Genomic DNA, 13,137 nt, shown 5'->3' with positions numbered 1-13,137 from the left:
CAGCACCTGGAATCACGGGCAGCGGAACGGACACGGGCACGGACGACAGGAGTCGGCACGGGGCACGGGCAGAGACACGGGCCACGCGAGCACGGACGGCAGGCAACTGTACGGGGGCACGGGGGTGCGGAATGCGGCGGGCGAGGGGGCGCGGGTACGGCATGGGCGCAGGCGCGGACGCGAGCCCTCAGGGGCTTACCACGGTGCCCGCCGTCGGCCAGCTCATGCGGATCACTCCGCCGCCCGCACCGGATCGGACCTCCACGTCGTCGACGAGACCGCTGATGACCGCGAGTCCCATCTCGTCCTCGCCCTCACCGTCCATCTCGGGATCGGGCCGGTCAGGCCCCGCTCCGGAAGCACCGGAGCCGTTACGCGCGCCGGACGCGGCGGAATCCCCGCCGGGGCCGGGAACGCTGTCCCCGACCTCGATGGAGAACGCCTTCTCCTCCTCGGTCAACGCGACGCTGACCGGCTCGGTGATGCCGTGACTGCGGTGCAGCCCGACCGCGCGACTGCACGCCTCTCCGACGGCGAGTCTGACCTCGTCGAGCACCGCCTCATCGACGCCGGCCCTGCGCGCCACGGCGGCCGCCACCAGGCGGGCCGTCCTGACATGTTCAGGCTGGGCGCTGAAGCGGAGTTCAACGGTGGCCATGACATCCCCCTCGAACGTTTGGGCGTACGCCTCAGAGGCCCCGGGCATATCGCCCGGCACCCCTGCTCTCCTCCTCCGGAAGCCGACAGAACCGACAGCCGACCCGAGGGTCGACCGCCTGTCCGTCACGGCCCATGCGCTGCCGCTGCCGGCCTGTTCACTGCCTGCCGACCGACCCGCGGGCCGATCCGCTTCGACCTCAGTCGGTGGCGGCGACAGCCTCGTCGACCGTGGTGTGAATCGGGAACACCTTGGTCAGACCTGTGATCCGGAAGATCTTGAGAATGCGCTCCTGGTTGCAGACCAGGCGCAACGAGCCCTCATGGGCCCGGACACGCTTCAAGCCACCCACGAGCACGCCGAGGCCGGTGGAGTCGAGGAAGTCGACGCCTTCCATGTCGACAACCAAGTGGTAGCTGCCGTCATTCACCAACTCGACCAACTGCTCGCGCAGCTTGGGCGCGGTATACACATCAATCTCGCCACCGACCTCGACGACCGTACGGTCGCCACCAGGCCCGGACACATTGCGAGTCGACAGGGACAGGTCCACGGATCCTCCAGCACCTTGCTATCGAGCGGTCGCCCCTCGGTCTCCCCGACGGAGGCCAGGGGACGGATCGCCAGCCGCCATGGCATTCAATCACTTACCAGCAGCCATGCACGACGCCTTGGGACCATTGTCCGTCACGCCAGTGACACACTCGGTGCCGATGGCCAAGAATCACCGTCCCGGACAACCACCCGAGAGTGTGGGCTCGCGCCCCTCTCCCGCCATGATCCTCGACCGGCTCGCCGCAGGGGCGGGCCGGGCCGCGCGCATCACTCATACGGAGCACCTGCCCCCGCGATCGGGAACCCATGCCATCTGGCCGGATCGCATCCGGCCAGAAGTGATCTCGGCGATCGAGAAAGCCGGGATCGCCCATCCGTGGGCGCATCAGGCGGCCGCGGCGGAGCACGCGCTGGACGGAGAATCGGTCGTGATCGCCACCGGAACGGCCTCCGGGAAGTCCCTCGCGTACCTCGCGCCGGTCCTCAGCACCCTCCTGGACGGCTCGGAGGCACCCAACGGCCGCGGGGCCACCGCCCTGTACCTCGCCCCCACCAAGGCCCTGGCAGCCGACCAGCGGCGCTCCGTGAAGGCGCTCGCGGCCCCGCTCGGCAACGCCGTCAGGCCCGCGGTCTACGACGGCGACACCCCCGTCGAGGAACGCGAATGGGTGCGGCAGTACGCGAACTACGTCCTGACCAACCCCGACATGCTGCACCGCGGAATACTGCCCTCCCACCCCCGCTGGGCTTCCTTCCTGCGTGCCCTGCGATTCGTCGTGATCGACGAGTGCCACACCTACCGGGGCGTCTTCGGCTCCCACGTCGCCCAGGTCCTGCGCCGGCTACGCCGTCTGTGCGCCCGCTACGGGGCCGATCCGGTCTTCCTGCTGGCCTCGGCCACAGCGGCCGATCCCGCGGTCGCAGCCGGGCGTCTGACGGGCCTGCCGGTCAAGGAGGTGTCCGACGACGCCTCTCCGCGCGGCGAGCTGCTCTTCGCCCTGTGGGAGCCCCCGCTGACCGACCTGCACGGCGAGAAGGGCGCACCCGTTCGCCGTACCGCGACGGCCGAGACCGCCGACCTCCTCACCGACCTGACCCTCCAGGGCGTCCGCTCGGTCGCCTTCGTACGCTCCCGGCGCGGCGCCGAACTGATCTCGGTGATCGCCAAGGAGCGCCTCGCGGAGGTCGACCGCTCGCTGCCGAAGCGGGTCGCCGCCTACCGCGGGGGCTACCTCCCCGAGGAGCGCCGGGCCCTGGAGCGGGCGCTGCACTCCGGCGAGCTGCTCGGTCTGGCGGCCACCACCGCCCTGGAGCTGGGCATCGACGTCTCCGGCCTCGGCGCGGTCGTCATCTCCGGCTACCCGGGCACACGGGCGTCCCTCTGGCAGCAGGCGGGCCGGGCCGGCCGCGCGGGGCAGGGCGCCCTGGCCGTTCTCGTGGCCCGGGACGACCCGCTGGACACCTATCTGGTGCACCATCCCGAGGCCCTGTTCCAGCAGCCCGTCGAGTCGACGGTGCTGGACCCGGACAACCCCTACGTCCTCGCCCCCCACCTGTGCGCCGCGGCCGCCGAGCTGCCCCTCACCGAGCCCGACGTCGCGCTCTTCGGCCCGGCCGTGCCCGAGCTGCTGCCACAGCTGGAGGCGGCCAAGCTGCTGCGCAGACGGGCGTCGGGCTGGCACTGGACCCGGCGCGAACGGGCCGCCGACCTGGCCGACATCAGGGGCGGCGGGGGCCGTCCCGTCCAGATCGTCGAGGAGGGCACCGGCCGCCTGCTGGGCACCGTCGACGCGGCCGCCGCCCACACGGCCGTCCACGAGGGAGCCGTCCATCTGCACCAGGGCCGCACCCACCTGGTCCGGAAGCTGGACCTGGAGGACTCCGTGGCCCTGGTCGAGCAGGCCGACCCGCCGTACTCGACGGTCGCCCGCGACACCACGGCCATCACCGTCCTGGAGACCGACACCGAGATCCCCTGGGGCCAGGGTCGGCTCTGCTACGGCTCCGTCGAGGTCACCAACCAGGTCGTCTCATTCCTCCGCCGGAGACTGATCACCGGAGAAGTCCTGGGCGAGACGAAGCTCGACCTGCCGCCCCGCACCCTGCGCACCCGCGCCGTGTGGTGGACGGTGACCGAGGACCAGCTCGACGCGGCCCGCGTCAACCCGGAGATCCTCGGCGGCGCACTCCACGCCGCCGAGCACGCGTCGATCGGCCTGCTGCCGCTCTTCGCCACCTGCGACCGCTGGGACATCGGCGGCGTGTCCGTACCCCTGCACCCGGACACCCTGCTGCCGACGGTCTTCGTCTACGACGGCCACCCCGGCGGAGCCGGATTCGCCGAGCGGGCCTTCCACACCGCCCGTACGTGGCTGACGGCGACCCGTGAGGCCATCGCGTCCTGCGAATGCGAGGCGGGCTGCCCCTCCTGCATCCAGTCCCCCAAGTGCGGCAACGGCAACGAGCCCCTGCACAAACGCGGAGCCGTACGCCTGCTCACCGAACTCCTCAGAGCCGCACCCCCGGAACCGAACGGCCCGGTCACGCCCGCCGGGCCGGACACACCCACCGGGCCGGCCATGCCGAAAGGCTGAGTCGCCAGGGACAGCGCCGCCGGCCGACTGGCCACCGCAGAGGACGCTTTCATGAGCTCCTGCCATAGCGACCCGTCAGGAGGCTCTGCCCGGGACAGAGGCCCGGGGACACGGTGCACGCAGGCGCGGCTGTCGGGAGGCACGCTGTCGGGTCGGCAGCAGCGGCATGACCAAGCGCTTCAGCTCCGCCTCACCGATCGCTCCGATCCGTGTCGCGGCAATCCGACCCTCCGTGTCGACAATGATCGTGAAGGGGTATCCGGCGGTGTTCACCACGCCCCTCGGGAGCCGGAGGAGCTGACGGCCCTGCGGGTCGTGCAGGCTCGGATACACGAGCTTCGCGTCCTTCTCGAAGGCACGTGCGTCACCGACCGACACATCCGCGTTGACCCCCACCACCCGCAACCCCTCGCCCCGCAGGTCCTCGTGCACCCGGGAGAGCCCAGGCGCCTCCGCACGGCACGGACCGCACCACGATGCCCACGCGTTGACCACGACGACCTTGCCCCGCAGTTCCGTCAGGCTGAACCGGCCGTCACCATCGACGCGTTCCCCCGCCAGCTCCGGCATCGCCACCCGGTCCGCGCGATCGTACGACTCCAGCAGCGCAGACCCGCCGACGCCGTCCGCAGGCCGGGTCGGGGTCGAGCATCCCGCCAGCGCGACCAACAGGACTGCCACCGCAGCCGAGTTCCGTGACGTCTTCACGTTTGCATGACGCCATCGGGTCCGTGAGCGCCCGCGCGTGCCACCACACAACACCCGGCCCGGCCGAACGGCTCTCCCGACGGCGACGATCCGCTCCACGCCCCACCCACCCCGACATCCCTGTCGGCCGCCGTGAAGCGGGGCGTGGCCGAGCGGACAAGAGATCGGCCGGACGGGCGCGGCCGGGCAATCAGCCGGTGGTCCGTGGCGGCCGGGCGTCCGTGGCCGGGAGATCGGCCGACGGTCCGGCCCGGACACCGGTCGGTGGTCCGGTCCAGGGACCAGCCGGTGGGCCCGCCCGGGGGTCGGCCGGGGATCCGGCTCCAGGATCGATGGGAGGGCCGGCCCGGGCCCTGACAGCGGGTAGGTAGGGCCCGAACCTGAAGCGGGCGGTCACATCGGCGATCTCCCCCTGCACAGCGCATCCAACGAGCACGGCCCCCTGCGCCAGCGCTACCCGCCGGGCCGTCTCACACGCGACCACCGCTCCTTCCAGCGCCCGGTCAGCAGCCGCGAGGGCCGCCAGATCCGCGGCCCCACCTGCCCGGTGACGGGCAGCCACGGCCTGTCCCAGGGCGAGCACCACGGCGAACACGGTGCAGAGACCGGCAGCGGTGACAGCCACCCACACCGTCGCCACACCTCGGTCCGCGCCACGCCCCGCACGCTGGAGCGCAATCCGGCGTGCGATCCGGGGTGCGATCCGATCCATTCGCCGACCTACGACACGGTCCGCGCCACGCGCCAAACCCCAGCCCACACCCCTGCCCTTCCTGTTGCCCCTGCCTATGTCTTTCCCCTCGTCCTTGCCCTCGTCCTTCCTCTCGTCCTTCCTCTCGCCCCGACCCCACCGCCGAAGCCCGCCCCGATGACGACACCCGTCCGGCCCCCGGCCCTCGCTTTCCCGCTCCCTCATGGCCCGGCGTCCCCGACCGTGTCCTCCGCCAGGGCAGCCGCCTCGGCGCTCAACGTCAGGGCCAGCACACCCGGCCCCGAGGTCGGGGCCTCCACCCGGACGCGCCACAGGTCTCCCGCCCGCCCCAACTCGACCCGGGCACCGTGAGGCGCCGCGTCACGCGCGACTTCCAGCACCGCCGCCTCCGGTTCCGAACGGGCCGCCGCCCGCGCCCCCGCCCGCGCCGCGTCCACGCACCGGATCTGGTCAACGGTCGCCATCAACGCCCACAGCAGCGCTATGACGAAAGCCACCAGCACCGGGATCACCACGGCCGCCTCCGCCGTCACCGCACCCCGGTCGCGACATCCGTAGCCGCGCGTCGCCGGGCGACCGTGCAGCCCCCGGTGCCTTCCCCGGGGAAGGCACCGGTCCGACGCCACGGGCCCCTTCCCCCGGCATGGCCCCGCCGAGGTCTCAGAACTTCGCATCGAGCGCGTCCTCGACCAGCGACTGCAACGCCGACAGCACCGGTCCGCTGTTCACCACCTTGTAGAGCACCGCCGCGAAGGCGCACGCGGCGATGGTTCCCACCGCGTACTCGGACGTGGTCATCCCTCGGTCGGACCGGCCGAGCCGCCCCGCCCACCGTGCGGCCCATTTCGCCGTCCGGTTCGGCACATCCGTGGACAACCGGCCGCCGCGCAGAGCGTTGACGGCCCGGTCCCCGAACTTCGATTCCATTACATCCCCCGATGAGCATCGATGACGAGCGGGCGTCCGAACGGAACGCCCTTGAGTGACAGCGAAAATGCATGACCGCCAGGTCGTCGCCGACCGCGGGTACCTACAGCTCGAACAGCCCACGCAGCCCCACCAGCCCACGCGGCCTCACAGGCCCAAGGAGGCTCACCAGCGGGCAGCCTCGTCGGCCTGGCCTGAGCGGCTTCACCGGCCGGGGCGGCCGGCCGCGAGCAGGTCACCGGCCAGGCCGATGATCACTGGCGCCACCCCGACCGCCAGGAAGGCGGGGAGGAAGCAGAGGCCGACCGGCGCGGTGATCAGCACCCCTGCCCGTTGCGCCCGCGCCACCGCCGCGGCGGCTCGTTCGGCGCGCATCGACTCGGCCAGTCTGGCAACCGGTTCCGCGGCCGGGGCCCCCGTCGAACCTGCCCGGTGCAGACAGCGGGCCAGCGGGCCGGCGCCCGGTATATCCCCGAACCGACCCCACGCCTCGGCCGGTTCGCCGCCGAGGCGGATCTCGGCGGCTGTTCTGGCCAGCCGGTCACCGACCGGGCCGCCGATCGATTCGCCCACCTCCTCGGCCGCTTCCCGAGGACCCGCCCCGACCGCGATACAGGCCGCCAGCAGATCCGCGGCCAGCGGGAGCTGTCCGGCGATCACCGCCCGCTCCGGATGGGAACCGCCCGGACGCGTGCGGAGCCGGGTTCGCTGCCACCGCCACGTCCCGTACGCCGCGGCCGAACCGACCGCGCAGCCCATCGCACCGCCGACCAGAACCCACCCGGCCAGCCAGGCCCCCGCCGGGGCCGCCCACCGCCGAGCTGCCTCGGAAGAAGCCGAACCATCGCTCGCCCGGAACGGTGCGACCAGCCGGCTCCACCAGCCGGGCCGTGCCGCAATGGCCATCCCCAGCAGTAGTGCGCCCCGCCCACGAACCGCTCGCTCGCGGAATCTGGCGGCGGTCACGGCTGCCAACTGCACCGCCACGCCCAGCATCGCCGCCGACATCCCCAGGCTGTGGAGAACTTCTCCGCTCGCCGTGTTCACGCCGCCTCCCCGCCGCGCACGATCCGGCAGGCCCAGTACAGCCCGGCCGCCTCCAGGAAAGCCCCCACCGCCAGACAGGCCAGGCCGCCCGGAGTGTGCAGCAGTACGCGCAGGGGTTCGGCTCCGAGTGCCGCTCCCAGCCCCAGACCCGCGATCGGGAGCAGCGCCAGGACAATAACGGTCGACCACGCTCCGGCCAGTTGAGCGCGTAGCTGCTCACGTCTGCGCCGGTCCTCCCGCAGTCCGGCCTCCAGGCGCTCCAGCCCGGTCGCCAGCCCGGCCCCGCCGTCCACGGCCACGCGCCAGCACGCGGCCATCCCGGACAGGCCTCCCAGCCCCGGACCCTCCGCCGCCTGCCGCAGCGCCGCCGGCACATCGCCGCCGAACCGCGCGGCCGCCAGCACCGCGGCCTCCGCCTCCCCCAGCCGGCCGCCGAAGCCTGCCGTCGCCGAAGGACTGTCCGCCGCCAGGCCTTCGCGCACCGCGATCAGCAACGCCTGCCCCGGCTCGCGGCCGGCCCGCAGCTCCCCGACCACGGCTCCGCACAACGCCGCCACCGCGGTCGCGGCCCGCTCCGCCTCCCGTGCCCCGGCCCGCCTCCGCAGCCACCTGCGCACCAACGGGACCGCCACGGCCCCCGCGACCAGCGGCAGCACCGACTCCCCCAGCACCGCGAGCAGCACCGCGACCGGGACGCACCACCACTCCCGACGCCCCCGGGCCGCCTCCGTCACTCGCCCCAGGTCCTTGAACAGGCCTGGCCACCGACTCCCCGTGCGACGGGAGTCGGTGGGAGCGTCCACGAACAGCACCCGGGCCCGCCGAACACCCGTGTCCCGCACCATCGCGAGCCACACCGCTGAACCCGCGCAGAGAGCCATCGCATGGACCGCGTACACGGACATCGCCCCCGTCACAGCGCACCCCCGATCAGCGACCGCAGCCGTTCCCATCCCCGCTCCGGAACAAATCCGCCGACGCCCCAGCTCAGGGCCGGGACTGTGAGGACCAGGCCCGCCGCGTCCCGCTCCAGGACGTGCACCTCGGCGACCCGCCGTTGCCCCGCGCGGTCCCGCACCAGATGCACGACCACCGAGAGAGCGGCTGCCAACTGGCTGTGCAGAGCAACCCGGTCGAGACCGGCCGCGGTGCCCAGGGCTTCCAGCCGGGCGGGGACGTGCTCGGCGGCATTGGCGTGGACGGTGCCGCACCCGCCTTCGTGTCCGGTGTTCAAAGCGGCCAACAACTCGGTGACTTCAGCGCCCCGCACCTCTCCGACCACCAGCCGGTCGGGCCGCATGCGCAACGCCTGCCGCACCAGATCCCGCAACGTCACCCGGCCCGCGCCCTCCTGATTGGCCGGACGGGACTCCAGGCGGACCACATGCGGATGGTCCGGCCGCAGTTCGGCGGAGTCCTCGGCGAGCACGATCCGCTCGTTCACGCCGACCGCGCCCAGCAGACTGGCGAGGAGCGTCGTCTTGCCCGCCCCGGTGCCGCCGCTGATCACATAGGAGATCCGCGCTTCCACGAGGGCCCTCAGGATCCGGTCTCCGCCCGGCGGCACCGTGCCCGCGTCCACCAACTCCGCCAGCGAGAAGGCCCGCGGCCGCACCACGCGCAGGGAGAGGCAGGTCGAGCCGACGGACACCGGGGGCAGCACGGCGTGCATGCGCGTGCCGTCAGGCAGGCGTGCGTCCACCCATGGTCGCGCGTCGTCGAGCCTCCTGCCGGCCACCGCGGCGAGTCGCTGGGCCAGCCTCCGCACCGCCGCCGCGTCCAGGAAGGTGACGCCCGTCAGCTGGAGCCCGCCGCCCCGGTCCACCCACACCCGGTCCGGTGCGGAGACCAGCACATCGGTCACCCCCGGATCCGCGAGCAACGGCTCCAGCACTCCCGTGCCGACGAGTTCGCCGCGCAACTCCGCTGCCGCCCCGAGCACCTCGGCGTCCCCCAGCAGCCGCCCCTGGGCCCGCAGAGCGGCGGCCACTCCGGCCGGGGTGGGAGCGGCACCACTGCGTGCCAGCCGCCGGCGTACGGCGTCGAGCATTTCGTCCGTCATGCCGTCGCTCCCCCGGGCGGGCCGGACACGGGGCCGGTGTCACCGGCCGCCACTGCCTGTTCCCAGAAGGCCGAACAGAACCGGGCCAGCGGACCGCGGGCACTGCCGCCGGGCGGGGTGCCGTCGTCCTGGGAGGCCAGAAGTCCCGATTCCGGGGGAAGTTCACCAACGAGCGGGAGGCCGATGGCCCGGGCGACCCATCGCCCGTCCAGCCCTGACGCATACGGCCCCCGGGGCACCACCCGCAGGTCGTCCAGCACCATTGCGGCCGTGGCGGCGACGCGCTTGGCCGCTGCTACCGCACGCAGTTCGCCCGGCACCACGAGCAGCCCCAGATCGAGCTGGGCCAGTGCTTCGGCGACTGACGCGTCGACCCGGCGCGGCAGGTCCACCACCACGACCCCGCCGAGCCGCCGCGCGGCGGCCAGCACCGCACGCATCGCCTGCGGCGGGATCACCACCTCGTCGTCCCGCCCCCAACTCAGCACCCGCAACCCGTGAAGCGCGGGCAGCGAGTCCTCAAGGGCCCCGCCGCCCAGGCGGCCCTTCGTCTGCGCGAAATCCGGCCACCGCATGCCTACGGCGCGTTCGCCGCCGAGCAGGACGTCGATGCCGCCCCCCAACGGGTCGGCGTCGATCAGCATCGTCCGCCTTCCGGACCTCGCCGCACTCACTGCAAGGGCACAGGCCAGCGTCGATGCGCCGGAGCCGCCCCTGCCACCCATCACACCGACGGTGAAAGCGGGCCGCCCCACACCTTCGGCGGCATTGGCGATCTGATCGACGAGCCAGCCTTCGGAATCGGGCAACCGCAGCACATATTCGGCCCCGATCTCCACCGCCCGCCGCCACACGTCCGGGTCGTCCTGGTCCCGGCCGACCAGCATCACCCCCTTCCTGCGGCCGGCGCCCCGGCAACGCGCGGCGGCGTCATCTCCCACCAGCACCATCGGGGCCCGCTCCCAGCCGCCCCGGTGGCCGGGCGGCCCGTGATGAACTTCCGGCTCGGCTCCGGCCGCCGCGCACAGCCGCAGCAGGTCGTCGAGCAGTTCCACGTCCTCCGTCACGATCAGCGGCCCCCCGCGCCGCCCCTCGACGGTCGCCGCTCCTTCTCCTGCGATGGATCCAGCCACGATCTCCGCCCCCTTCTCACTGCCCCTTCAGTGCGGTTCGCGGTGTTCTCGGAGCGTTCCGAGATGCGCGATTCCGGCACCCGCGGACTTCGCGGGTGGAATCAACGTGCAACAGCTCGGAAAATCATGTGGATCTTGATGAAAAACTGTGGACAACTTCAAGGCTGTGAATAACTTCGTCACCCGAACCAGCGACTTCCGGAGCGCAGCCTTTTGGCTACACACTGTGACGGGACGAGTCGCACGACGCCCGGCTCGCACCATCAGGCCGATGTCGACCAGATGGGAGGCTCAGGTGGTTCCCACCCCAAAAATGCGTCCGGACATGCGACGACCCCCGCCGGGGGGGAGAGCGGGGGTCGTCCCCACGGTCGACTCGGGGGGGGAGGAGTCGGACCGGGTTAGCACGGTCGCGAACGATCCGTGACTTCCATGGTGTACCCGAGGGCCTTCTCAGGCAAACCCACGCGCCGGAGTTTACGCCGAATGGTGGGCCCCTATGCTCAGCGTTGTGGAAAACTGCTTCTCGCCGCGCACAGCAGCCTTCTTTGACCTGGACAAGACGGTCATTGCGAAGTCTTCGACGCTGACCTTCAGCAAGTCCTTCTACCAAGGCGGACTGATCAACCGCCGCGCTGTACTGCGCACTGCGTACGCACAGTTTGTGTTCCTCGCCGGGGGCGCCGATCACGACCAGATGGAGCGGATGCGTGAATATCTCTCCGCCCTCTGCAAGGGGTGGAACGTCCAGCAGGTGAAGGAGATCGTCGCCGAGACCCTGCACGACCTGATCGACCCGATCATCTACGACGAGGCCGCCACCCTCATCGAAGAACACCACACGGCGGGGCGCGATGTGGTCATCGTCTCGACCTCGGGCGCCGAAGTCGTCGAACCCATCGGCGAATTGCTCGGTGCCGACCGCGTCGTCGCCACGCGCATGGTCGTCGGCGACGACGGCTGCTTCACGGGCGAGGTCGAGTACTACGCGTACGGACCCACCAAGGCCGAAGCCGTGAAGGCGCTCGCCGTCTCGGAGGGGTACGACCTTTCGCGCTGCTACGCCTACAGCGATTCCGCGACCGATGTTCCGATGCTGGAGTCGGTCGGCCACCCCCACGCGGTCAACCCCGACCGCGCGCTGCGCCGCGAAGCGACCCTTCGCGAGTGGCCGATTCTCGTCTTCAACCGCCCGGTCCGACTCAAGCAGCGACTGCCCGCCTTCTCCATGCCGCCCCGCCCCGCCCTCGTGGCGGCGGCCGCGGTCGGTGCGGCGGCCGTCACCGCCGGGCTGGTCTGGTACGCCAGCCGTCGGCGTACCGTCGGCGCCACTCTGCCCGGGTGACACGAGCCAGACCTGAGTGACACGGGCAAGGCGCGGCGGGGTGAAGCGGGGGCGCTCCACCGGAGTGACACCTCGCCCGATTCGCCCTTGATTGAACCTAAAAGTAAAGAAGCGGGGCCAGGGCTTTCCCTTCCCCTGGTCCTGGAGTACAAAGGATTTAACGGCCCGCGAGACCAAGGACATCCGCGAGGATGACCTGTTACGCAGAACGGCCCCACGGACCGAGCACGAAAGCCGAGCACCCACGCGACGTCGACCCGTCGATTACGGGCCAGCCGCACCAGGTGACGGGCAAAGCACCCGACCTGATGGGCGAACTTACGAGGACGCTTGGTAACTGGGCGGACGTGCCAGCGGCGGTACCGCACATCGGTACCGCCGCAGCCCTTGACCCGGGCCGTCGGTCACCCTTCGGCCGCCCGGGAGTCGGCCTCTCCAGCACCGCGGGACCGCTCGACGCCCGCCGCACCGGCCCCCGAGGCCCGCGTCCACCACGAGCCGCGCCGAAACCCTGACCGCAGCCGCCAGCGGCCCCTGAGGCCGCGTCGAATTCCAGGCCGTCAGGCGGCGCCGCGCTGGAGCGCCTCGCACACCGCGGTCGACTCGCGCACGCCCAGCTCGACGGAGCGCCCACAGTGGGTGATCCAGGCGGCCATGCCCTCCGGGGTCCCAGCCGTGTAGCCCCCGAACGCCGCGACATAGGCCGCCCGACCCTGCTCCGCGTGTCCCACCTCGGCCGGGCAGATCGACTTCGGGTCCAGTCCACTGCCGATCAGCACGATGCGCTCGGCGGTCCGGGCCACCAGACCGTTGTGCGAGCCGAACGGGCGCAACGCCAGCAGCTCGCCGTGCACCACCGCGGCGGTGACCAGGGCGGGGGCCCCACCGCCCGCGATGATCAGCCCCGATAGCCCTTCGAGCCGCCCGGCGACCTCCTCGGCCCCGGGAACCGGCGCCTCGATCAGCGGCTCGTCGACGGACTCACCCGCCAGCCGAGGACGCCCCACCGTGCCGTCGGGAGTCGCCCCGCCGGCCGCCACCAGATGCAACCGGGCCAGCACCCGCAGCGGCGACTGCCGCCAGATGGAGAGGAGTTGCCCGGCTTCCGCGGTAAGCCTCAGCGCGGCGCCGACCATGCGCGCCTCGTCCTCCCCGCTGAAGTCGGTACGCCGACGCACCTCCTCGAGGTTCCAGTCGGCACCGGCCAGCGCGGCCGAACCACGAGAGCCCCGCAGTGCGGCCTCGGCCGTGACCTCATTGCTGCGGCGCCGCATGACGCGATGACCGTAGGCCCGGTCGACGGCCTTGCGCACGGAGTCCACGGCGTCGGGAACGCCGGGCAGGGAACCGAGCGCGGCAAGCGGGTCTGAGGCAGTCGTACTCATAAGTAGCGAGG

At 72.1% G+C, this 13,137-nt stretch carries 13 protein-coding genes; 2 read left to right on the top strand and 11 right to left on the bottom strand.

Translation table 11 applies throughout. The annotated features are described in order from the left end of the window. Positions 1-187: 187 nt before the first annotated feature. Together ACIRJT_RS29895 and ACIRJT_RS29890 are read right to left on the bottom strand one after the other, a co-directional pair. Positions 188-658 carry an ATP-binding protein gene (locus tag ACIRJT_RS29895; RefSeq protein ID WP_403915121.1) on the bottom strand — a complete coding sequence of 157 codons (471 nt, stop codon included), beginning with the start codon at positions 656-658 and terminating at the stop codon, positions 188-190. A gap of 199 nt (positions 659-857) precedes the next feature. After that, positions 858-1,211, bottom strand: a complete 354-nt coding sequence (locus ACIRJT_RS29890) for an STAS domain-containing protein (protein WP_003967428.1) — start codon at positions 1,209-1,211, stop codon at positions 858-860. 79 nt (positions 1,212-1,290) lie between these two features. Here ACIRJT_RS29890 and ACIRJT_RS29885 point away from each other — a divergent pair, with 79 nt between their 5' ends. Beyond that, on the top strand, positions 1,291-3,807 hold the full coding sequence (locus ACIRJT_RS29885) for a DEAD/DEAH box helicase (protein ID WP_403915118.1): 2,517 nt from the start codon (positions 1,291-1,293) through the stop codon (positions 3,805-3,807). Positions 3,808-3,882: 75 nt separating this feature from the next. Here ACIRJT_RS29885 and ACIRJT_RS29880 read toward each other — a convergent pair whose 3' ends face one another. From ACIRJT_RS29880 to ssd, 8 genes are all read right to left on the bottom strand, one after another. Then, positions 3,883-4,488, bottom strand: coding sequence for a TlpA family protein disulfide reductase (locus tag ACIRJT_RS29880; protein ID WP_403915116.1), 606 nt, complete (start codon positions 4,486-4,488; stop codon positions 3,883-3,885). A 217-nt stretch (positions 4,489-4,705) separates the two neighbouring features. Then, on the bottom strand, positions 4,706-5,227 hold the full coding sequence (locus ACIRJT_RS29875) for an Rv3654c family TadE-like protein (protein WP_403915114.1): 522 nt from the start codon (positions 5,225-5,227) through the stop codon (positions 4,706-4,708). Positions 5,228-5,427: 200 nt separating this feature from the next. Continuing rightward, positions 5,428-5,901, bottom strand: coding sequence for a TadE family type IV pilus minor pilin (locus ACIRJT_RS29870; RefSeq protein ID WP_403915111.1), 474 nt, complete (start codon positions 5,899-5,901; stop codon positions 5,428-5,430). Continuing rightward, positions 5,888-6,154, bottom strand: a complete 267-nt coding sequence (locus tag ACIRJT_RS29865) for a DUF4244 domain-containing protein (RefSeq protein ID WP_403915108.1) — start codon at positions 6,152-6,154, stop codon at positions 5,888-5,890. Before ACIRJT_RS29865 ends, ACIRJT_RS29870 begins: the two co-directional genes overlap by 14 nt. 204 nt (positions 6,155-6,358) lie before the next feature. Next, positions 6,359-7,201, bottom strand: a complete 843-nt coding sequence (locus ACIRJT_RS29860) for a type II secretion system F family protein (protein ID WP_403915105.1) — start codon at positions 7,199-7,201, stop codon at positions 6,359-6,361. Then, a complete protein-coding gene (locus tag ACIRJT_RS29855) occupies positions 7,198-8,106 on the bottom strand; it encodes a type II secretion system F family protein (RefSeq protein ID WP_403915103.1) in 909 nt (302 codons plus the stop codon). Before ACIRJT_RS29855 ends, ACIRJT_RS29860 begins: the two co-directional genes overlap by 4 nt. An 8-nt stretch (positions 8,107-8,114) precedes the next feature. Continuing rightward, a complete protein-coding gene (locus tag ACIRJT_RS29850) occupies positions 8,115-9,263 on the bottom strand; it encodes a TadA family conjugal transfer-associated ATPase (RefSeq protein WP_403915100.1) in 1,149 nt (382 codons plus the stop codon). Continuing rightward, positions 9,260-10,396: a septum site-determining protein Ssd gene (gene ssd, locus ACIRJT_RS29845; protein WP_403915097.1), complete on the bottom strand. Its 1,137-nt coding sequence runs from the start codon at positions 10,394-10,396 to the stop codon at positions 9,260-9,262. Before ssd ends, ACIRJT_RS29850 begins: the two co-directional genes overlap by 4 nt. Positions 10,397-10,895: 499 nt before the next feature. On the opposite strand from ssd, the gene ACIRJT_RS29840 reads away from it, so the two are divergent. Then, a complete protein-coding gene (locus ACIRJT_RS29840; protein ID WP_403915094.1) occupies positions 10,896-11,741 on the top strand; it encodes an HAD family hydrolase in 846 nt (281 codons plus the stop codon). Between the two features lie 560 nt (positions 11,742-12,301). On the opposite strand, the gene ACIRJT_RS29835 is transcribed toward ACIRJT_RS29840, so the two are convergent. Next, entirely contained in the window at positions 12,302-13,126 is an 825-nt protein-coding gene (locus ACIRJT_RS29835; RefSeq protein ID WP_403915091.1) for an oxidoreductase, read from the bottom strand. Between the last annotated feature and the right edge of the window lie 11 nt (positions 13,127-13,137).

Origin of the sequence: Streptomyces sp. NPDC102283 (assembly GCF_044766265.1) — a bacterium.
Taxonomy (GTDB): domain Bacteria; phylum Actinomycetota; class Actinomycetes; order Streptomycetales; family Streptomycetaceae; genus Streptomyces.
The sequence above is the reverse complement of the archived record's forward strand: the minus strand, read 5'-3'. Positions and strand labels throughout refer to the sequence as shown.

Coding starts and splice junctions, on each gene's coding strand:
- ACIRJT_RS29895 (WP_403915121.1), bottom strand. CDS start 658: ATGGCCACCGTTGAACTCCGCTTCAGCGCCCAGCCTGAACATGTCAGG.
- ACIRJT_RS29885 (WP_403915118.1), top strand. CDS start 1,291: ATGGCATTCAATCACTTACCAGCAGCCATGCACGACGCCTTGGGACCA.
- ACIRJT_RS29875 (WP_403915114.1), bottom strand. CDS start 5,227: ATGGATCGGATCGCACCCCGGATCGCACGCCGGATTGCGCTCCAGCGT.
- ACIRJT_RS29870 (WP_403915111.1), bottom strand. CDS start 5,901: ATGCGAAGTTCTGAGACCTCGGCGGGGCCATGCCGGGGGAAGGGGCCC.
- ACIRJT_RS29865 (WP_403915108.1), bottom strand. CDS start 6,154: ATGGAATCGAAGTTCGGGGACCGGGCCGTCAACGCTCTGCGCGGCGGC.
- ACIRJT_RS29855 (WP_403915103.1), bottom strand. CDS start 8,106: ATGTCCGTGTACGCGGTCCATGCGATGGCTCTCTGCGCGGGTTCAGCG.
- ACIRJT_RS29850 (WP_403915100.1), bottom strand. CDS start 9,263: ATGACGGACGAAATGCTCGACGCCGTACGCCGGCGGCTGGCACGCAGT.
- ACIRJT_RS29840 (WP_403915094.1), top strand. CDS start 10,896: ATGCTCAGCGTTGTGGAAAACTGCTTCTCGCCGCGCACAGCAGCCTTC.
- ACIRJT_RS29835 (WP_403915091.1), bottom strand. CDS start 13,126: ATGAGTACGACTGCCTCAGACCCGCTTGCCGCGCTCGGTTCCCTGCCC.